Raw genomic sequence first — 19,152 nt, 5'->3', positions numbered from 1 at the left:
GCCTGCTCACGCTCCCGTGGCGACGAGGACGGCGGCGACCGCGAGGACGACGGTGCCGGCGAGCAGCGCGCTCACATAGGTCTGCACATTGCCGGTCTGGGCGCGCCGTACGGCGATGCCGAGCCAGCGGGGTAGGGCGCCCGCGCCGCGTACGTAGGTGTCGACGACCTCGCGGTCGAGGAACCGGACGAGACCGGCCCCGGCCTGGACCGGGCGGACGAACAGCGCCCGGTACACGGCGTCGAGGTGGAAGCCGACGGCCGCGTGTCGGTGCAGGGGGCCGAGCAGCAGCCGCCCGGGATCCGCCGGGTCCGGTGCGTAGGCCACTCCCCCGTACACGGGCGCGTGGCTGGCGATGGCCTCGGCCTCGACCTGCGCTGCGTCGCCCTCCGGGTGAGCCGCGACCGCACCCAGTGGGACGCGCGCCGCCACGGCCGTGGTGTGTCGCCAGGCCGCGTAGGTGACGATGCCGCCGACCAGGGCCACGCCCGTGCCAAGGACGGAGGTGGTGAGGGTCGGGGCGAGGTCGCGGCCGTCGAACCAGTCGGGGAGCACGCGGTAGGCGAAGGCGCCCACGGCGAGGGACGGGACGGCGAGGACCCACAGCACCACGGTCATCGTCAGCGGCTGCCTGCCGTGGTCAGGGGCCTCGGCGCCACGGCCGCGGAAGGCCAGCAGCCAGAGCCGCATCGCGTAGGCGGCGGTGAGCACGGCCGTGAGCAGCCCGGCGATCAGGACGGTCCAGCCTGCGGCGCCCGGGACGTTCTCGGCATCGCCTGCGGCGGCGTGCTCGGCGGCGCCGAGGACGGACTCCTTGGAGAAGAAGCCGCTGAACGGCGGGATCGCGGCGAGCGCGAGGAGCGCCACGGTCATCGTCCAGAAGGCGTCCGGCACACGGTCGCGCAGGTGACTCATGCGGGACATGGCGGCCAGCGAGTTGGTTCCGGAGGCGTGGATGATCACGCCGGCCGCGAGGAACAGCAGCGCCTTGAAGGCGCCGTGCGACAGGAGGTGGAAGACGGCGGCACCGCGGTCGACGACCGCGAGGGCGCCGGTCATGTAGCCGAGCTGGCCGATCGTCGAGTAGGCGAGGACGCGCTTGATGTCGTCCTGGGCGAGCGCGGCGAGGCCGGAGCCGATCATCGTGACGGCGGCCATCACGGCGAGGACGATCATCGCGGCCTGGGAGGCCTCGAAGACCGGGAGGAGACGGGCGATGAAGTAGACACCGGCGGCGACCATCGTCGCGGCGTGGATCAGCGCGGAGACGGGTGTCGGGCCCGCCATCGCGTCGGGGAGCCAGGTGTGCAGCGGGAACTGCGCCGACTTGCCCGCCACGCCGGCCAGGAGCAGCAGGGCGATCAGTGTCGGATGGTCGAGTCCGCCGCTGGCGACGGTGCCGAGGATCTTCGTGATGCGGAAGGACCCGGCGTCGGTGGCCAGCGCGAACAGGCCGATGAGGAAGGGGACGTCACCGAGCTTGGTCACCAGGAAGGCCTTGATGGAGGCGGCGCGGGCCTCCGGGGTCTCCCAGTAGTGGCCGACCAGGAAGTACGAGCAGATGCCCATGATCTCCCAGCCGACCAGCAGCACCATCAGGTCGCCGGAGTAGACGACGAGCAGCATCGCGGAGGTGAACAGGGAGACGAGCGCGGCGTACGAGGGATAGCGCGGGTCTTCCCGCAGGTAGCCCGTCGAGTAGATCTGCACACAGCTGGCGACGACGCCGACGAGTACGGCGACGAGGGCGGCGAATCCGTCGATGTGCAGGGCGAGTTCGATCGGCACCGAACCGGTGGGCGTGAGCTCGGTGGCGGCGTCGATCGCCTGGTCACCGCCCTGGCGCACGGCGACCACCGCGGCCAGCACGAGGGAGGCGAGCGGCGGCAGGACGGCGAGCGGGCGGACGAAGCCAGGGGCCGTGCGGCCCAGAAGCAGGCCGGTGGCGGCGCCCAGGAACGGAAGGAGGGGGACGAGGACGGCGAGGGTGGTCGTGGTCACGCGGTGGCCTCAGCCTTCTCGGCCTGCCCGGCGGTGAGGGCGTCGTGGTCGGGGCCGTCGGACTCGTGGCCTTCGGCGGTGTCGCGGAGCTTGTCGATGTCCGATGTGCCGCGGTTGCGGTGGACGGCGAGGACGATCGCCAGGCCGATGCCGATCTCGGCGGCGGCGATGGTGATGGTGAACAGCGTCAGCGCCTGGCCGGAGTGCAGGGTCTCCTCGGCGGCCCTACTGAGCCAGACGTCGAAGGCGACCAGGTTGAGGTTGACGGCGTTGAGCATCAGCTCGACCGACATCAGGACCAGGATCGCGTTGCGGCGGGCGAGGACCCCGTACAGGCCGGTGCAGAAGAGGAGGGCGGAGAGTACGGCGGGGTAGGCGAGGTGCATCAGCGGGCGCCTTCCTGCTCGGCCGACTCAGTTCCCTTGGACGACCCATTTCGCCCGATCGGGTGATTGCGGGAATCCGGGACGGATGGGGAACTCCCGGTCTCGGCCCGGGAGTTCACAGGGGGAGAGCTCGACTCCGCCTTCGCCTTGCGGGACAGGACGATCGCGCCGACCAGTGCCGCGAGAAGGAGGACGGAGAGGGCCTCGAAGGGGAGCACCCAGTTCTGGAAGAGGCTCTCGCCGGTGGCCCTGGTGGAGCCGGCGGCGGGGCCGTCGAGGTCGATCCAGGTGGTGCGGAAGGCATCGACGACCACCCAGACCAGCGTGGCCGCCGAGGCGAGGGCCACGGTGAGCGCGGCCCAGCGGTTACCGGAGTCGGCGTCCGGGGAGCGGCCGATGGGAGCCCTGGTGAGCATCAGACCGAACAGAAGGAGGACCACGACGGATCCGACGTAGATGAGGACCTGCACCCAGGCGATGAACTCGGCGGTGAGCAGGAGGTATTCGACGGCGAGGCCGCCGAGGGTGACCACGAGCCACAGGGCGGCGTGCACCAGCTGCCGGGTGGTGACGGTGACCAGTGCGGCGCCGAAGGTGACCAGGCCGACGAGGAGGAAGACGATCTCGACGCCGGTCGGGGAGAGAAAGCCGTGTGTGTCGGCGGCCGTGGCCAGCGTGGCGTGGGTGGGGCTCACGACTCGCCCTCCTGCGGCTCGGTCGGCTCCTTCGGCTCGGACTGGGCGGCCGCCAGCTTCTCGGCGGTCTTGCGGGCGGCGGCGATCTCCTTGGGCTCCTCCGCGCCGGGGTCCAGGGCGGGCGGGGCCGGGACGGTCCACATCCACTCGCGGAGCTTGTCGCGCTCGTGGGTGAGGTCGCGGATGTCGGTCTCGGCGTACTCAAACTCCGGGGACCAGAAGAGGGCGTCGAAAGGACAGACCTCGATGCAGATACCGCAGTACATGCACAGGGAGAAGTCGATGGCGAAGCGGTCGAGGACGTTGCGGCTGCGTTCGCGGCCTCCGGGGGTCGCCGCCGGGACCGTCTCCTTGTGGGAGTCGATGTAGATGCACCAGTCGGGGCACTCGCGGGCGCACAGCATGCAGACCGTGCAGTTCTCCTCGAACAGGCCGATCACACCGCGGGTGCGGGGCGGGAGGTCGGGCTGCGTGTCCGGGTACTGCGCGGTGACGGACTTCCGCGTCATCGTGCGCAGGGTGACGGCCAGGCCTTTGGCGAGCCCAGAGCCGGGGATGGGGGCCATGGTTACTGGATCACCACCTTGACTACGCCGGTGAGGGCGATCTGGGCGAGGGAGAGGGGGACGAGGAGGGTCCAGGAGAGCTTCTGGAGCTGGTCCTCGCGCAGACGGGGATAGGTGACGCGGAGCCAGATCACGATGAAGGCGAGGACGGCCGTCTTCAGCAGGGTCCAGACCCAGCCGAGGCCGTCGGCGCCCCAGGGGCCGTGCCAGCCGCCCAGGAAGAGGACGGTGGTCAGGCCGCACAGGACGACGATTCCGGCGTATTCGGCGAGGAGGAAGAGAGCGAAACGGAGACCGGTGTACTCGGTGTAGGCGCCGAAGATGATCTCCGAGTCGGCGACGGGCATGTCGAAGGGCGGGCGTTGGAGCTCGGCCAGTCCGGCGACGAAGAAGACGATGGCGCCGACGATCTGCCAGGGCAGCCACCACCACTCGAAGGCGTCGAGGATGCCGGGGAGGGAGACGGTGCCGGCCGCCATCGCCACGGAGGCGGCGGTCAGCAGCATCGGAAGTTCGTATGCCAGCAGCTGAGCGGCGGTGCGGAGGCCGCCGAGGAGGGAGAACTTGTTGGCGGAGGCCCAGCCGGCCATGAGCGAGCCGAGGACGCCGACGCCCATGACCGCCAGGACGAAGAAAATGCCCGCGTCGATGATCTCACCGACCGCGCCCTCGCCCGGGCCGATCGGGATGGCGAGGAGAACGAGCAGATAGGGAAGGAGGGCCACAGCGGGGGCGAGTTGGAAGATGCGGCGGTCGGCGCCCGCCGGGACGACGTCCTCCTTCTGCGCGAACTTCACGCCGTCGGCGACGAGCTGGGCCCAGCCGTGGAAGCCACCCGCGTACATCGGGCCGAGGCGGCCCTGCATATGGGCCATGACCTTGTGCTCGGTCTGGCCGATGAGCAGGGGGAACGTGAGGAAAACGACGAAGACGATCAGGAGTCGCAGGGTGACGTCCAGCGCGTCGTTCACTGCGGGCCTCCTGCGGGGTCGGTGCGGTCGTCGGTGGGGTCTGCGGGTTCGTCCGCGGGGTTTGCGGGGCCGTCCGCGGGGTCTGCGGGGTCCTCGTTCTCGGCGGTGGTGGCCTTGGTCTCGTCGGGCTCGGGGCGTGTGGGCTGGTCGGACCGGTCGGGCTGGTCAGTGGGCGACGTGGGGTGTTCCGGGGCCGACTCGGGCTGCAGAGGCTCGGGCTCGTCGAAGGCGGGGCGTGCGTGGTGCCAGGGGGCGTCCGGGCTTCGCGGGGCCTTCGGGGGCGGAGGGGTCGAGGGGGTCGTGTCGGGTGACGCCGCGTCGGGCGCGGGCCTCTGGCTGGCGGAGCCGTCCGACGCGCTGCGGGATCGGCGGGGGCCGGCCGGAGTGCCGCTTTCCGGGCGCTGCGAGGCCGAGCCTTCGCCGGCGCTGCGCGCACGCCGGGTCGGTGGGGCGGGGGGCGCTGCCGGCTGTCCGGCCTCCGTGCCCTCGGTCGTGGCGTCCGTCGAGGTCTCGGCCCGCTGGCTCGCTGAGCCCTCGCCGGCGGTCCGTGAGCGTCGAGGCGAGGCCGGTGCGCTCGTGCCTGCCGGGGGCGCGGTCGTGTCCGGGGAGGGTTCGGCCGCTCGTGCGGCGGGCGTCTGGCCGGCCGGGCCGTCCGGGGCCGGGACCGCTGCCCGCTGGCCGGCCGAGCCTTCTGCCGCCGTGCGGGTGCGTCGCGGGGTGCCCGCCGCGCCTGCGGCAGGGGCTCCGCCCGGGGCCGAGGGGTCCGCCTGGCTCGCCGAGCCCTCTGCGGCTGTGCGGGTCCGTCGTACCGGGCGGTCTCCCGCCGCGCGGGCCGGGCGTTCGCCTGCCGCGCGGCCCGCGCCTCTGGCCGGGCGGGCCGGGGCTGGGGGGAGCTGGCCTTTGAGGGGGCCCCATTCGTTGGGGTCGGGGACGCCGGGGGGCAGCATCTGGCGGCGCTTGGGGCCGCCGTGTTCGGACTCGCCGGGTTCCTTGGCGCCGGGCCAGGCCTTGGCGACGCGGGCTGCCAGGACGAAGTCCTTGCGGAGGGGGTGGCCCTCGAAGTTGTCGGGGAGGAGGAGGTGGTCGAGGGCGGGGTGGTCGGCGAACAGGACGCCGAACATCTCGTGGGTCTCGCGTTCGTGCCAGGCGGCGCCCGCGTAGACGCCGACCGCCGTGGGCAGCGTCGGTGCCTCGTGCGGGACGGTCGTGCGGACCAGGAGGCGCCGTACCGGAGCCAGAGCCGCGACGTGGGCGGCGACGCGGAAGCCGGTGCCGGGTTCGTCGACCGCGCTCAGCCAGTCGAAGTAGGTGCAGCCCAGTTCGTCGCGGGCTGTCGTGAGGGCCGCGATCCAGGAGACCGGGGGCACGTCGACCGTAAGGACGTCGTACGACTCCTCGGCGGTGGCCTCCGGGCCGAAGAGGTCCTCGACGGGGGTGGGCAGCCAGCCGGTCGTCGTCATCGGCCGGCCTCCCCCGCGTCCGTGTCACTGGTGCTGCCGGGATTCGGCGGCTGCACCAGGCCGCTCTGCAGTGCCGCTGTGGACGGGCGGGTGGACTCGGCGCCGTAGCGGTCGCCGAGGGACTCCCGGGCGATCTTTTCCTGGAGTTTCAGGATTCCCTGGAGCAGCGCCTCGGGGCGGGGCGGGCAGCCGGGGACGTACACGTCGACCGGGATGATCTGGTCGACGCCCTTGGTGACGGAGTAGGAGTCCCAGTAAGGGCCGCCGCAGTTGGAGCAGGCTCCGAAGGAGATGACGTACTTCGGTTCGGGCATCTGCTCGTACAGGCGCTTCACGGCCGGGGCCATCTTGTCCGTGACGGTGCCGGAGACGACCATCAGGTCGGCCTGGCGCGGGCCCGGTGCGAACGGGATCACGCCGAGCCGGATGAAGTCGTGGCGGGCCATCGACGCGGCGATGAACTCGATGGCGCAGCAGGCGAGGCCGAAGTTGAAGACCCAGAGCGAGTAGCGGCGACCCCAGTTGAGGATCACCTTCATCGGCTCGGGAGCGAGGCGGGCCAGTGCGCCCAGCCGCTTCGGCTCCGGGAGCAGAACGGGCTGCTCGTTGGTGTCTGGCGTCACGTCCATGCCAGGACGCCCTTCTTGTATGCGTAGAGCAGGCCCACGGCCAGGAAGCCGAGGAAGATGAACATCTCGACGAGCGTGGTCGCGCCGTAGCCCGGGTCGGCGAAGACCGTGGCCCACGGGAACAGGAAGATCGAGTCGATGGCGAAGATCACGTACAGGAAGGCGTAGACGTAGTAGCGGACCTGGGTGTGGGCCCAGCCCTCGCCGACGGGGTCGACGCCGCACTCGTATGTCAGGAGCTTCTCGGGTGTGGGGACGACGGGGCGCAGCAGGCGGCCCGCTCCGAAGGCGACGGCGACGAACAGCACGCCGACGACGGCCAGCAGTCCGACGACCGAGTAGGACTGGAAGTAGTCCGCCGCCACGACGACGGTCTGTTCCGACACGTCCGCCCCTCGCTCCCTGACCTCGTCACCGATGCCTCAGGACCAGTGTCCTGCGACCGGTGATCCTGTGAACACTGCTGTTTCCGGTGAACACTGACGTTTCCGGTGGACACCGCTGTTCGACGATCTGTACGCACGGGAGTCTAGGCCCTGCTAAAGAGACCGTAAGCAGCCCGTCACGCGTTGAGATCCCGTCGAGATACGAGGGTCCGTGGCCCGGGCGGGCCGGGGGTGGGGATTTCCCCCGTAGGCGAGGGCAGTCCGCCTCATGGCGCGGCGGCGCACCGCGCGGCACGCTAGCCCATATGACCGAACGCCCCAGCCCTTCGCGGGACGCCTCCGGGCGGTCCGACGGCGACCAGCTGCCGCTGCCGCCCGCTCGTTTCGCCTACGACCGGCACACCTGGAAGGAGATCGCGCATCTCCTGGCGAACCTTCCGTTGTCGCTGCTCGGCTTCACTTATGTCGCCGTGGTGCTGTTCACCGGGGCGTTCCTGACCTTGACGGTGATCGGGTTCCCGCTGCTCGCGGCCGGGCTGATGGGAGCGCGGCAGCTGGGCAAGCTGGAGCGGGCACGCGCGCGTGCGCTGCTCGGGGTGCGGGTGGACGAGCCGAGTCCGTTGCCGTTGCGCGGCGGCAAGGACGGGTTCTTCCCACAGCTGTGGCTGGCGTTGAAGGACCCCGTGGGCTGGCGCACGGTCCTGTACGACTTCATCCGGCTGCCCTGGGGTGTCCTCACCTTCGCGATCACGCTGACCTCGCTGTTCGTACTGTGGCCGGTGCTGCCGTTCATCGCACGGGCCCTGACGAACGCGGACCGGGCGATGGTGCGGGGCCTGCTGTCGCCCTCCGACGAGCTGGAGCGCCGGATCGCCGAACTGGAGTCGGACCGGGGGGTCGTCGTGGACACGGCGGCCGCCGATCTGCGGCGTATCGAGCGCGATCTGCACGACGGCGCGCAGGCCCGCCTGGTCAACCTGGCCATGGGGCTGGGCCTGGCCAAGGAGAAGCTGCTGGAGGATCCCGACTCGGCGGCGGCGATGGTCGCGGAGGCGCACGGCGAGGTGAAGCTGGCCCTCCAGGAGCTCCGGGATCTCGCCCGGGGCATCCATCCGGCCGTGCTGACCGACCGCGGCCTGGACGCCGCGCTGTCGGCGGTGGCCTCGCGGTGCACGGTCCCTGTCAAGGTGACCGTCGACCTGCAGTCCAGACCGGCGGCGGCCATCGAGGGCATCGCCTACTTCACCGTCTCCGAGCTGCTGCAGAACATCAGCAAGCACAGCGGGGCCAAGTCGGCGTCGGTCGACGTATGGCGGGCGAACGACCGGCTGCTCATCCAGGTGGGCGACGACGGGCGCGGAGGTGCGCGCCTGGACGGCGGTACGGGCCTGCGTGGGCTCGCCGACCGGCTGGACGCCGTGGACGGCCTGTTCGTCATCGAGTCACCGTGGGGCGGTCCGACCACCGTGACGGCGGAGCTGCCGTGGCGGGACCGCGTCCCCGGGCAGGGGTAGCCGGGGACGCCGGCCAGTTCGGCGCCCGGGCAGCGGCAGTCGGGCAGGGGCAGTCGGCCGGGGCAGAGCCCGGTCAGGGGTGGGGAAAACCCCCCGTTCGAGACGCCGACGGCCTCCATGGTCCACGGGCCCGCGGTCGACCAGGGTGGAGATACGACGGCACAGCCCCGGCGGCGGGGCTGCGGGACGAGGAGAACGGACGACGCCGATGGCCACGGAGTACGGACAGGGCTACGGGCACGGGCTCGGTTACGCCGAGCGCGGCCTTCCCGAGCACGGCGGTGAGCGACGGCACCGGCTGCCTGCCGGGCTGCGGGCGCCGTTCGAGGGACGCAGCTGGCGGGAGTTCTCGTATGTGCTGCTGGGTCTGCCGATCAGCATCCTGCTGTTCGTGTACGCCATCACGATGGTGTCGCTGGGCGCGGGCCTGCTGGTGACGTTCCTCGGCATCCCGGTGCTGGCGGCGGGACTGGCCGGCTGCCGGGGCCTCGGGGCGATGGAGCGGGCACGCGCGCGTGCGCTGCTCGGCCTGGAGGTGGGCGACCCGGAGCCGCTGCGGATGCGTCGGCGCGGCTTCATGGCGTGGATGGGCGCCGTACTGAAGAGCGGGACGTCGTGGCGCAGTGCGCTGTACGCGGTGCTGCACTTTCCGTGGGCGGTGTTCTCCTTCGTCGTCGCCGTGAACTTCTGGGCGTACGGCTGGGCGCTGCTGACGTATCCGCTGTGGTTCTGGGTGTTTCCGCTGTGGGCCGGTCAGGACGGCCTTCAGGTGGTCGGTGACGAGACCCACAGCATCTACCTCGACAACCCCTTCGAGATCGCGGTCACCGCAGTGGTCGGGCTGCTGTTCACGCTGGCCACGCCCTGGATCGTGCGGGCGCTGACCACGGTGGACCGGCTGATGGTGCACGGTCTGCTCGGCCCGTCGCGGCTCGCCACGCGCGTGGTGGAGCTGGAGTCGGACCGCGGGATCGTCGTCGACACGGCCGCCGCCGACCTGCGGCGCATCGAGCGCGACCTGCACGACGGTGCCCAGGCCCGGCTGGTGGCCCTGGCCATGGATCTCGGCCTCGCGAAGGAGAAGCTGACCGAGGACCCGCAGGCCGCGGCCCGGATGGTCGACGAGGCCCACGGCGAGGTGAAGACGGCGCTGCAGGAGCTGCGGGACCTGGCGCGCGGCATCCATCCGGCGGTCCTGACCGACCGGGGGCTGGACGCGGCCCTGTCGGCGGTGGCCTCGCGGTGCGCGGTGCCGGTCGAGGTCCAGGTGGATCTGGACGAGCGGCCGGTGCCGGCGATCGAGGGGATCGCCTACTTCACGGTGTCGGAGCTGCTCCAGAACATCAGCAAGCACTCGCGGGCGACGTGGGCGGCCGTGGACGTGTGGCGGGTGGAGAACCGGCTGATGTTGCAGGTCACGGACAACGGCGTCGGTGGCGCGGGCATCTCCGGCGGCTCTGGGCTGGCGGGACTGACCGAGCGGCTGGACGCGGTGGACGGGATCCTGGTGGTCGACTCGCCGGTCGGCGGGCCCACCCGGGTGACGGCGGAGCTCCCTTGGCGGACCGTGTAGGCCGGCCGGGTTGCAGTTCGGGGGCGCCCTTCCGCGTCCCCACCGAGATGGGGATCCGGCTCCGGTTGGTTCGGGGCCGGATTTTCGTCTGTCGTCAGAGCGCGCCCTCGCCGCAGCGCGCCTTGCCCCGCGAGCGCGCCTTGGCCCGCAAGCCCGCAGTGGCCCGCGAGCACGCCCTTGGCCCGCCGAGCCCGCCCTGGCCGCGAGCACGCCATGGCCGCGAGCCCGCCTTTCCGACAAGCACTTCCTGGCGGAGAGCACGCCACAGGCACGAGCCCCCTGAGCACGTCACGTCGTTCGGACGCAGGTTATCCACAGGCTCGGTACGGAAGAGCCGATCGCGGGATACTGAGGGCGCGAAGGACGACAGGGCCGGGACACGCTCGGCCGAACACCAGGGCACACGGGGGGCCGGGGACGTGGAGGACAGGGTGCGGGTGGTCATCGCCGAGGACTCGGTGCTGCTCAGGGAGGGGCTGACCCGGCTGTTGACCGACCGGGGGCACGACGTCGTGGCGGGTGTCGGGGACGGCGACGCGCTGATCAAGACCATCACCGAGCTGGACGGACAGGGCGAGCTGCCGGATGTGGTGGTGGCGGACGTGAGAATGCCGCCGACGCACACCGACGAAGGGGTACGGGCCGCGGTACAGCTGCGCAAGTCGCATCCCGGGCTGGGGGTACTCGTACTGTCGCAGTACGTGGAGGAGCGGTACGCCACGGAACTGCTGGCCGGGTCCAGCCGCGGGGTCGGCTATCTGCTCAAGGACCGCGTGGCGGAGGTTCGGGAGTTCGTGGACGCGGTCGTGCGGGTGGCCCGAGGAGGTACGGCGCTCGACCCGGAGGTCGTGGCCCAGCTGCTGGGCCGCAGCCGTAAGCAGGACGTGCTCGCGGGGCTCACGCCGCGTGAGCGGGAGGTCCTAGGACTGATGGCCGAGGGACGGACCAACTCGGCCATCGCCCGGCAGCTCGTGGTGAGCGACGGAGCGGTCGAGAAGCACGTGAGCAACATCTTTCTGAAGCTCGGGCTGTCGCAGAGCGACGGGGACCACCGGCGGGTTCTGGCGGTCCTCACCTATCTCAACTCCTGACGATCTGACACCGTGTCAGAAAGCTGGGTTCCGCCGAGCCGGAGGCCCAGAACCAAAGACCGAGCGGGGAGCGTCTTCAAGGAAGCGCCGGGGGGCGTGTAAATCATGAAAAGTCCGGGTGGCGCACCATCTCAAATCCACGTCCATCATGCGAATGGCCCAGGGAGAGCGACCTTTGCGGACGTAGGGTTGATCCTGGGAAGGCTTGCGGGAAGGCCGTGCCCAGTTGCCGCCTCTAGGGAGGTCCAGTTCAGTGACCAGCCAGGTCAGTAGCCCAGCGGAGCAGGCCGACGAAGCCGTCGTGGGAGAGCAGCGCAAACCGGCAGGGACGAAGGACGTCCGCCGGCTGGACCGGGTGATCATTCGTTTCGCGGGGGACTCCGGCGACGGTATGCAGCTCACCGGCGACCGTTTCACCTCGGAAACAGCGACCTTCGGCAACGATCTGTCGACGTTGCCGAACTTCCCGGCCGAGATCCGCGCCCCCGCAGGCACCCTGCCCGGCGTGTCCTCCTTCCAGCTGCACTTCGCCGACCACGACATCCTCACCCCGGGCGACGCGCCGAACGTGCTGGTCGCTATGAACCCGGCGGCCCTGAAGGCCAACATCGCCGATCTGCCGCGCGGCGCGGAGATCATCGTCAACACGGACGAGTTCACCAAACGGGCGATGCAGAAGGTCGGCTACGACGCCTCGCCGCTGGAGGACGGCTCGCTCGACGGGTACAGCCTCCACCCGGTGCCGCTGACGACGCTGACGGTCGAGGCGCTGAAGGAGTTCGCCCTCACCCGCAAGGAGGCCGAGCGCAGCAAGAACATGTTCGCGCTGGGCCTGCTGAGCTGGATGTACCACCGGCCGACCGAGGGCACGGAGAAGTTCCTGACCTCGAAGTTCGCCAAGAAACCGGATATCGCGGCCGCCAACATCGCCGCCTTCCGCGCGGGCTGGAACTTCGGCGAGACGACCGAGGACTTCGCCGTCTCCTACGAGATCGCCCCGGCGACGACGGCCTTCCCGGTCGGCACCTACCGCAACATCTCCGGGAACCTCGCCCTGTCCTACGGACTGGTCGCCGCGTCCCGTCAGGCGGATCTGCCGCTGTATCTGGGCTCGTACCCGATCACCCCGGCCTCGGACATCCTGCACGAGCTGAGCAAGCACAAGAACTTCGGCGTACGGACCTTCCAGGCCGAGGACGAGATCGCCGGGATCGGCGCGGCGCTGGGGGCGGCCTTCGGCGGCTCGCTGGCGGTGACCACGACCTCCGGGCCCGGTGTGGCGCTGAAGTCGGAGACCATCGGGCTGGCCGTGTCGCTGGAGCTGCCGCTGCTGGTGATCGACATCCAGCGCGGCGGGCCGTCGACGGGGCTGCCGACCAAGACCGAGCAGGCGGACCTGCTGCAGGCGATGTTCGGCCGCAACGGCGAGGCGCCGGTGCCGATCGTCGCTCCGTGCACCCCGGCCGACTGCTTCGATGCGGCGCTGGAGGCAGCGCGGATCGCGCTCACGTACCGCACTCCGGTGATGCTGCTGTCGGACGGCTATCTGGCCAACGGCTCGGAGCCCTGGCGGATCCCGGAGCTGGACGAGCTGCCGGATCTGACGGTGCAGTTCGCGCAGGGCCCGAACCACACCCTGGAAGACGGCAGCGAGGTCTTCTGGCCGTACAAGCGGGACCCGCAGACCCTCGCCCGGCCGTGGGCGATCCCGGGCACGCCGGGCCTGGAGCACCGGATCGGCGGCATCGAGAAGGAGGACGGCACGGGCAACATCTCGTATGCCCCGGCCAACCACGACTTCATGGTCCGCACCCGCCAGGCCAAGATCGACGGTATCGAGGTGCCGGACCTGGAGGTCGACGACCCGCACGAGGCGACGACGCTGGTGCTGGGCTGGGGATCGACGTACGGCCCGATCACGGCGGCGGTCCGGCGGCTGCGCAACGCCGGCGAGTCGATCGCGCAGGCGCACTTGCGCCATCTGAACCCGTTCCCACGCAACCTGGGCGTGGTACTCGGACGCTACGAGAAGGTGGTGATCCCCGAGATGAACCTCGGCCAGCTCGCCACCCTGATCCGGGCGAAGTACCTGGTGGACGCGCACTCGTACAACCAGGTCAACGGCATGCCGTTCAAGGCGGAACAGCTCGCCAAGGCGCTCAAGGAGGCCATCGATGGCTGAGACGTCCACGGAAGGCACGGGCACGATCGAGGCGCTCTCGCTCGTCCCCAAGGCCGAGGCCCGCCAGTCCATGAAGGACTTCAAGTCCGATCAGGAAGTGCGCTGGTGCCCCGGCTGCGGTGACTACGCGATCCTGGCCGCGGTCCAGGGCTTCATGCCGGAGCTGGGCCTGGCCAAGGAGAACATCGTCTTCGTCTCGGGCATCGGTTGCTCGTCCCGCTTCCCGTACTACATGAACACCTACGGGATGCACTCCATCCACGGCCGCGCCCCCGCCATCGCGACGGGCCTCGCCACCTCGCGGCGGGACCTGAGCGTGTGGGTGGTGACCGGTGACGGCGACGCGCTGTCGATCGGCGGCAACCACCTGATCCACGCCCTGCGGCGCAACGTCAACCTCAAGATCCTGCTGTTCAACAACCGGATCTACGGTCTGACGAAGGGCCAGTACTCCCCCACCTCCGAGGTCGGCAAGATCACCAAGTCGACGCCGATGGGATCGCTGGACGCGCCCTTCAACCCGGTGTCCCTCGCCCTCGGCGCCGAGGCGTCCTTCGTGGCGCGCACGGTGGACTCCGACCGCAAGCACCTCACCCAGGTGCTGCGCGAGGCGGCGGCCCACAAGGGCACGGCGCTGATCGAGATCTACCAGAACTGCAACATCTTCAACGACGGCGCCTTCGAGGTCCTCAAGGACAAGCAGCAGGCCGAGGAGGCGGTGATCCGGCTGGAGCACGGGCAGCCGATCCGCTTCGGCACGGACGGGGCGCGCGGCGTCGTACGCGACGCGCGGACCGGTGACCTCAAGGTCGTCACCGTCACCCCGGAGAACGAGTCGCAGGTCCTGGTCCACGACGCGCACTCGGAGTCCCCGACCACGGCGTTCGCGCTGTCCCGGCTGGCCGACCCGGACACCCTGCATCACACGCCGATCGGGGTGTTCCGCTCGGTGGAGCGTCCGGTGTACGACACCCAGATGGCCGACCAGCTGGACACGGCGATCGAGCAGAACGGCAAGGGGGACCTGGCAGCGCTGCTGGCGGGCGGCGACACCTGGACAGTGGTGGGCTGACCGGCCCGTTCGAGCACGGTTGAGGGCCCGGTGCCGTACGGCGCCGGGCCCCTCGCCGTTCAGTCGCACCGCCGTTCAGTCGCACCGCCGCTCAGCCGCTCAGCCGCTCAGCCGCTCAGCCGCTCAGCCGCTCAGCCGCTCAGCCGCTCAGCCGCGTGAGTCTGCCTTGCGCGCGTCGTACGCCTCGCGTGCCTTCTCGACGTCTCCCATCCGCTCGCTGGTCCACAGTGCCAGCCCGCGCACCTGTTCGGCCGCCTCGCGGCCCAGGTCGGTCAAGGAGTAGTCGACCCTCGGGGGGATCACGGGCTTGGCGTCGCGGTGGACCAGACCGTCGCGTTCCAGGGTCTGGAGGGTCTGGGTGAGCATTTTCTCGCTGACGCGGCCGATGGTGCGGCGCAGTTCGCTGAAGCGGTAAGGGCGCTCCAGCAGCTCGATCAGCACGAGGACGCCCCAGCGGCTGGTGACGTGCTCCAGGACCAGCCGGTAGGGGCACATCGCCTCGCCGATGTCGTACTTGCTCGTCGCTGTATCCGTCACGGGACTTACTGCCATGCCAGTACCTTACTTCAAAGTGGGTACTTTCGAAGAGTTAGCGCACTCCTTAGGGTTAGCGACAGCATCGAACGCATCCCACAAGGAGTTTCTGATCATGAGCATCGTCGTCACCGGAGCCACCGGACACCTGGGCCGCCACGTCGTGGAGCAGCTGCTGGAGAAGGTTCCGGCCGACCAGGTCACCGCCGTCGTCCGCACCCCCGAGAAGGTCGCCGACCTCGCCGAGCGCGGCGTGAAGATCGCCACCGCCGACTACAACGCGCCCGAGACCTTCGACGGACTGTTCGCGGCCGGCGACAAGGTGCTGCTCATATCCGGCAACGAGTTCGACAAGGGCCGCGTCGGCCAGCACCAGGTCGTCATCAACGCCGCCCAGGCCGCCGGCGTGGCGCTGTTCGCCTACACCAGCGCCCCCGGCACCCTCACGGCCGCCCTCGCCGACGACCACCGGGGCACCGAGAAGGCACTCCTGGAGTCCGGTCTGCCGTATGCGCTGCTGCGCAACGGCTGGTACCACGAGAACTACACCGAGAACCTCGCCCCGGTCCTCGAGTACAACGCGGTCACCCACGCCGCCGGCGAGGGCCGCGTCTCCTCCGCCTCCCGCGCCGACTACGCGGCCGCCGCCGTCGCCGTGCTGACCGGCGAGGGGCACGAGAACAAGACGTACGAGCTGGGCGGCGACGTCGCCTGGAGCTTCACCGAGTACGCCGCCGAGCTGAGCCGGCAGACCGGCAAGGAGATCGCCAACAACGCCGTCTCCGTCGAGGCCTTCGCCGGCATCCTGACCGGTGCCGGGCTGCCCGAGCCGCTCGCCGCGACCCTCGCCGGCGTGGACGCCTCCGTCGAGAAGGGCGAGCTGGTCGTCGACAGCGGGGACCTTTCCCGCCTGACCGGCCGCCCGACCACGCCGCTCGCCGACGCCATCGCGGCCGCGCTCAAGGGCTGACACCCTCGAACATCCCGGAAATCCCGGAGCACCCGAGCACCCGAGCACCCGAGCACCCGAGCACCCGAGCACCAGGAAAGCCCTCCCCGGAACACCCCGGAACTCCCGGCGCCCGCCCCGACAGGCGGCCCTGGGCCTTCGAACCCCCGCGTGTCATGACCGTATGGCGATACGGGCATGACACGCGGGGGTGTTCGGCGTTACCTTCGTGCAGGCCGGCATGCGGGCGCGGCCGGTGTGCGCGAAGGAGGGGCCCGTGAGCGGGAAGTCGCAGGGTGAGCGGCGTACAGGACTGCTGAACGGCTTCGCGGCGTATGGCATGTGGGGGCTCGTCCCCCTCTTCTGGCCGCTGCTGAAGCCCGCCGGGGCGGTCGAGATCCTCGCCCACCGGATGGCCTGGTCCCTTGTCTTCGTGGGGGTGGCGCTGGCCTTCGTACGGCGCTGGGCCTGGGCGGGCGAGCTGATACGGCAGCCGCGGCGACTGGCGCTCGTCGCCGTGGCCGCGGCCGTGATCACGGTCAACTGGGGCGTCTACATCTGGTCCGTGAACTCGGGGCATGTGGTGGAGGCGTCGCTCGGGTACTTCATCAATCCGCTCGTCACCATCGCGATGGGCGTCCTGCTGCTCAAGGAACGGCTGCGGCCGGTGCAGTGGGCGGCGGTCGGGGTCGGGTTCGCCGCGGTGATCGTGCTGACCGTCGGGTACGGCCGGCCGCCGTGGATCTCCCTCACGCTCGCCTTCTCCTTCGCCACGTACGGCCTGGTCAAGAAGAAGGTCAACCTCGGCGGCGTCGAGTCGCTGGCCGCGGAGACCGCGATCCAGTTCCTGCCCGCCGTGGGGTACCTGGTGTGGCTGACGGCCCAGGGCGAGTCGACGTTCAGCGCGCAGGGACCCGGCCACGCGGCGCTGCTCGCGGCCACCGGGGTCGTCACCGCGCTGCCGCTGGTCTGCTTCGGCGCCGCCGCGATACGGGTGCCGCTGTCGACGCTGGGACTGCTCCAGTACCTGGCGCCGGTCTTCCAGTTCCTGCTCGGCGTCCTGTACTTCCACGAGGCGATGCCGGCCGAGCGGTGGGCCGGGTTCGCGCTGGTGTGGCTGGCGCTGACGCTGCTCACGGCCGACGCGTGGCGCTCCGCGCGCCGCAGCAGGGCGGCGGAGTTCAGCGTGCCGCGGGTCGAGCAGCCCGCGTCCGCGGTCGTGGACGCCCGGGTGCCGTAGCCGGACGTCCGGGCGCCGTAGACAGAAGGGCCTGCGTGCCGTAGCCGACGTCCGGGTGCCTTGGCCGGACGCCCAGGTGCCGCAGCCGGATGCCCGCGTGCCAGAGCCGGACGCCCGGCACCCCGGCACCCCGGCACCCCCGCACCCCCGCACCCCGACGCCCCGACGCCCCGACGCCCCGACGCCCCGACGCCCCGACGCCCCGACGCCCCGACGCCCCGACGCCAGGGTGCCGTAGCCGACACACCCCAGCCTCCGTGCCGGACGTCGAGACTGAAGGCATCACGGCGATTCCCGTTGCCACCCCGCTCACGCACCCCTATGAGTGGTCGCATGACACAGGCACCCACATCCAAGCCCACCCCCGCGCCCCTGCACTGGAAGCTCGTCATCGACTCCGCCGACCCGCAGTCCCAGGCCGTCTTCTGGGCGGCGGCGCTGCGCTACGAGATCGAGGACAACAACGCCCTGATCGAGCGGCTTCTGGAACTCGGCGTGCTGCCGCGCGAGGACGTCGTCGAGTTCCAGGCCCGCCTGGCCTTCCGGGACCTGGTGGCCGTACGGCATCCGGACGACCCGTACGACAAGGACAGCGGCACCGGGCGGGGGCGGCGGCTGCTGTTCCAGCGGGTGCCGGAGGCGAAGAGCGTCAAGAACCGGCTCCATCTCGATCTGCACGCGGCGGCCGGGGAGCGCGAGGCCGAGGTCGAGCGGCTGCGGGGGCTGGGGGCGAGTGTGCTGCGGCATCTGAAGGAGCCGGGCGGGGAGTGGACGCTGATGGCCGACCCGGAGGGGAACGAGTTCTGCGTGCAGTGAGGAGTGCAGGGTTTTCCCTATGCGAACTCCGAGTCCGAATAGCGCTCTTGACGGAGAGTCAGGCTCACCTCGACCATCCAGGCACCCCATTCACTGAGGAATCCCTGTGATTCCCAAGGAATCCGGAGCCCCCCACATGAAGCTCTCCGTCTCCTGGCGCGCGTCGGCGGCCGCCGTTGTCGCGGCCGCCACGCTTCTGACCAGCCAATCCATAGCCGGCGCTGCACCCGGGGCCGACGTCGAGGCGGCCGCCGCGCCCGACATACCCGTGGCGAACGTGAAGGCCCACCTCACCCAGCTCCAGTCCATCGCCACGGCCAACGGCGGCAACCGGGCCCACGGCCGCCCCGGCTACAAGGCCTCCCTCGACTATGTGAAGGCCAAGCTGGACGCCGCCGGATACACGACGACCATCCAGCAGTTCACGTCCTCCGGCCGCACCGGCTACAACCTGATCGCCGACTGGCCCGGCGGCGACGCCAACCAGGTCGTGATGGCCGGCTCGCACCTCGACAGCGTCTCCTCCGGCCCCGGCATCAACGACAACGGCTCCGGTTCCTCGGCCGTCCTGGAGACCGCGCTCGCCGTGTCGCGGGCCGGCTACCAGCCCACCAAGCATCTGCGGTTCGCCTGGTGGGGCGCGGAGGAGCTGGGGCTGGTCGGCTCCCGCTACTACGTCAACAACCTCTCCTCCGCGAACCGCGCGAAGATCAGCGGCTATCTGAACTTCGACATGATCGGCTCACCCAACCCCGGCTACTTCGTCTACGACGACGACCCCGCGATCGAGAAGACCTTCAAGGACTACTACGCCGGCCTCGGCGTCGCGACCGAGATCGAGACCGAGGGCGACGGCCGCTCCGACCACGCCCCGTTCAAGAGCGCGGGCGTGCCGGTGGGCGGCCTGTTCACCGGGGCGAGCCGTACGAAGACCGCGGCTCAGGTGACCAAGTGGGGCGGTACGGCCGGGCAGTCCTTCGACCGCTGCTACCACTCGTCCTGCGACACCACGTCCAACATCAACGACACCGCCCTGAACCGGAACAGCGACGCGGTCGCGTACGCGGTGTGGGAGCTGTCGCAGTAG

General features: G+C 70.7%; 18 protein-coding genes. 9 read left to right on the top strand and 9 right to left on the bottom strand.

Translation table 11 applies throughout. From position 1 onward, the window contains the following. Positions 1–6: 6 nt before the first annotated feature. The 8 genes from ACFZBP_RS25310 to ACFZBP_RS25275 are packed head-to-tail and all read right to left on the bottom strand — an operon-like array spanning position 7 to position 7,094. Positions 7–2,001, bottom strand: coding sequence for an NADH-quinone oxidoreductase subunit L (locus ACFZBP_RS25310; protein WP_391416332.1), 1,995 nt, complete (start codon positions 1,999–2,001; stop codon positions 7–9). Beyond that, on the bottom strand, positions 1,998–2,387 hold the full coding sequence (gene nuoK, locus ACFZBP_RS25305; protein WP_391416330.1) for an NADH-quinone oxidoreductase subunit NuoK: 390 nt from the start codon (positions 2,385–2,387) through the stop codon (positions 1,998–2,000). The genes ACFZBP_RS25310 and nuoK overlap by 4 nt, the downstream gene beginning before the upstream one ends. Beyond that, the gene (locus ACFZBP_RS25300; protein ID WP_391416328.1) at positions 2,387–3,082 is read right to left on the bottom strand and encodes an NADH-quinone oxidoreductase subunit J; all 696 of its coding nucleotides are present in this window, start codon (positions 3,080–3,082) and stop codon (positions 2,387–2,389) included. The genes nuoK and ACFZBP_RS25300 overlap by 1 nt, the downstream gene beginning before the upstream one ends. Then, entirely contained in the window at positions 3,079–3,648 is a 570-nt protein-coding gene (locus tag ACFZBP_RS25295) for a 4Fe-4S binding protein (RefSeq protein WP_391416326.1), read from the bottom strand. Before ACFZBP_RS25295 ends, ACFZBP_RS25300 begins: the two co-directional genes overlap by 4 nt. A gap of 2 nt (positions 3,649–3,650) precedes the next feature. Then, the gene (locus ACFZBP_RS25290) at positions 3,651–4,619 is read right to left on the bottom strand and encodes an NADH-quinone oxidoreductase subunit H (RefSeq protein ID WP_383452169.1); all 969 of its coding nucleotides are present in this window, start codon (positions 4,617–4,619) and stop codon (positions 3,651–3,653) included. Next, positions 4,616–6,079: an NADH-quinone oxidoreductase subunit C gene (locus ACFZBP_RS25285; protein ID WP_391416324.1), complete on the bottom strand. Its 1,464-nt coding sequence runs from the start codon at positions 6,077–6,079 to the stop codon at positions 4,616–4,618. Before ACFZBP_RS25285 ends, ACFZBP_RS25290 begins: the two co-directional genes overlap by 4 nt. Next, positions 6,076–6,708 carry an NADH-quinone oxidoreductase subunit NuoB gene (locus ACFZBP_RS25280; RefSeq protein ID WP_391416321.1) on the bottom strand — a complete coding sequence of 211 codons (633 nt, stop codon included), beginning with the start codon at positions 6,706–6,708 and terminating at the stop codon, positions 6,076–6,078. Before ACFZBP_RS25280 ends, ACFZBP_RS25285 begins: the two co-directional genes overlap by 4 nt. Then, positions 6,699–7,094, bottom strand: a complete 396-nt coding sequence (locus tag ACFZBP_RS25275) for an NADH-quinone oxidoreductase subunit A (RefSeq protein WP_062724076.1) — start codon at positions 7,092–7,094, stop codon at positions 6,699–6,701. The genes ACFZBP_RS25280 and ACFZBP_RS25275 overlap by 10 nt, the downstream gene beginning before the upstream one ends. Positions 7,095–7,399: 305 nt before the next feature. On the opposite strand from ACFZBP_RS25275, the gene ACFZBP_RS25270 reads away from it, so the two are divergent. From ACFZBP_RS25270 to ACFZBP_RS25250, 5 genes are all read left to right on the top strand, one after another. Further along, the gene (locus ACFZBP_RS25270; protein ID WP_391416319.1) at positions 7,400–8,608 is read left to right on the top strand and encodes a sensor domain-containing protein; all 1,209 of its coding nucleotides are present in this window, start codon (positions 7,400–7,402) and stop codon (positions 8,606–8,608) included. Positions 8,609–8,816: 208 nt separating this feature from the next. Then, positions 8,817–10,181: a sensor domain-containing protein gene (locus ACFZBP_RS25265; RefSeq protein WP_391416317.1), complete on the top strand. Its 1,365-nt coding sequence runs from the start codon at positions 8,817–8,819 to the stop codon at positions 10,179–10,181. 431 nt (positions 10,182–10,612) lie between these two features. After that, positions 10,613–11,272 (top strand): LuxR C-terminal-related transcriptional regulator, encoded by a 660-nt coding sequence (locus ACFZBP_RS25260; RefSeq protein ID WP_383452468.1) that lies wholly within the window; start codon positions 10,613–10,615, stop codon positions 11,270–11,272. Between the two features lie 253 nt (positions 11,273–11,525). Further along, positions 11,526–13,454, top strand: coding sequence for a 2-oxoacid:acceptor oxidoreductase subunit alpha (locus ACFZBP_RS25255; protein WP_383452158.1), 1,929 nt, complete (start codon positions 11,526–11,528; stop codon positions 13,452–13,454). After that, positions 13,447–14,526 (top strand): thiamine pyrophosphate-dependent enzyme, encoded by a 1,080-nt coding sequence (locus ACFZBP_RS25250; protein ID WP_391416314.1) that lies wholly within the window; start codon positions 13,447–13,449, stop codon positions 14,524–14,526. Before ACFZBP_RS25255 ends, ACFZBP_RS25250 begins: the two co-directional genes overlap by 8 nt. Before the next feature lie 147 nt (positions 14,527–14,673). Here ACFZBP_RS25250 and ACFZBP_RS25245 read toward each other — a convergent pair whose 3' ends face one another. Further along, the gene (locus ACFZBP_RS25245) at positions 14,674–15,078 is read right to left on the bottom strand and encodes a winged helix-turn-helix transcriptional regulator (RefSeq protein WP_391416312.1); all 405 of its coding nucleotides are present in this window, start codon (positions 15,076–15,078) and stop codon (positions 14,674–14,676) included. Between the two features lie 97 nt (positions 15,079–15,175). Between ACFZBP_RS25245 and ACFZBP_RS25240 the strand changes: the two genes are divergently transcribed. From ACFZBP_RS25240 to ACFZBP_RS25225, 4 genes are all read left to right on the top strand, one after another. Further along, positions 15,176–16,030 carry an NAD(P)H-binding protein gene (locus tag ACFZBP_RS25240; RefSeq protein WP_391416310.1) on the top strand — a complete coding sequence of 285 codons (855 nt, stop codon included), beginning with the start codon at positions 15,176–15,178 and terminating at the stop codon, positions 16,028–16,030. Positions 16,031–16,250: 220 nt separating this feature from the next. Next, positions 16,251–17,249: an EamA family transporter RarD gene (gene rarD / locus ACFZBP_RS25235; RefSeq protein ID WP_391416878.1), complete on the top strand. Its 999-nt coding sequence runs from the start codon at positions 16,251–16,253 to the stop codon at positions 17,247–17,249. 333 nt (positions 17,250–17,582) lie between these two features. After that, on the top strand, positions 17,583–18,065 hold the full coding sequence (locus tag ACFZBP_RS25230) for a VOC family protein (RefSeq protein ID WP_383452149.1): 483 nt from the start codon (positions 17,583–17,585) through the stop codon (positions 18,063–18,065). A 136-nt stretch (positions 18,066–18,201) separates the two neighbouring features. Further along, complete coding sequence (locus tag ACFZBP_RS25225; protein WP_391416308.1) at positions 18,202–19,152, top strand: M28 family peptidase; 951 nt, start codon at positions 18,202–18,204, stop codon at positions 19,150–19,152.

It is taken from the genome of Streptomyces sp. NPDC008086, from assembly GCF_042957325.1.
GTDB lineage: Bacteria > Actinomycetota > Actinomycetes > Streptomycetales > Streptomycetaceae > Streptomyces.
Note: the sequence above shows the minus strand (reverse complement) of the source record. Positions and strands in the feature narration are given on the sequence as shown.

What these genes read in the sequence shown, in the direction of transcription:
- nuoK (WP_391416330.1), bottom strand. Translation starts at nt 2,387, where the DNA reads ATGCACCTCGCCTACCCCGCCGTACTCTCCGCCCTCCTCTTCTGCACC.
- ACFZBP_RS25295 (WP_391416326.1), bottom strand. Translation starts at nt 3,648, where the DNA reads ATGGCCCCCATCCCCGGCTCTGGGCTCGCCAAAGGCCTGGCCGTCACC.
- ACFZBP_RS25285 (WP_391416324.1), bottom strand. Translation starts at nt 6,079, where the DNA reads ATGACGACGACCGGCTGGCTGCCCACCCCCGTCGAGGACCTCTTCGGC.
- ACFZBP_RS25280 (WP_391416321.1), bottom strand. Translation starts at nt 6,708, where the DNA reads ATGGACGTGACGCCAGACACCAACGAGCAGCCCGTTCTGCTCCCGGAG.
- ACFZBP_RS25270 (WP_391416319.1), top strand. Translation starts at nt 7,400, where the DNA reads ATGACCGAACGCCCCAGCCCTTCGCGGGACGCCTCCGGGCGGTCCGAC.
- ACFZBP_RS25265 (WP_391416317.1), top strand. Translation starts at nt 8,817, where the DNA reads ATGGCCACGGAGTACGGACAGGGCTACGGGCACGGGCTCGGTTACGCC.
- ACFZBP_RS25250 (WP_391416314.1), top strand. Translation starts at nt 13,447, where the DNA reads ATGGCTGAGACGTCCACGGAAGGCACGGGCACGATCGAGGCGCTCTCG.
- ACFZBP_RS25245 (WP_391416312.1), bottom strand. Translation starts at nt 15,078, where the DNA reads ATGGCAGTAAGTCCCGTGACGGATACAGCGACGAGCAAGTACGACATC.
- ACFZBP_RS25240 (WP_391416310.1), top strand. Translation starts at nt 15,176, where the DNA reads ATGAGCATCGTCGTCACCGGAGCCACCGGACACCTGGGCCGCCACGTC.
- rarD (WP_391416878.1), top strand. Translation starts at nt 16,251, where the DNA reads ATGCGGGCGCGGCCGGTGTGCGCGAAGGAGGGGCCCGTGAGCGGGAAG.
- ACFZBP_RS25230 (WP_383452149.1), top strand. Translation starts at nt 17,583, where the DNA reads ATGACACAGGCACCCACATCCAAGCCCACCCCCGCGCCCCTGCACTGG.
- ACFZBP_RS25225 (WP_391416308.1), top strand. Translation starts at nt 18,202, where the DNA reads ATGAAGCTCTCCGTCTCCTGGCGCGCGTCGGCGGCCGCCGTTGTCGCG.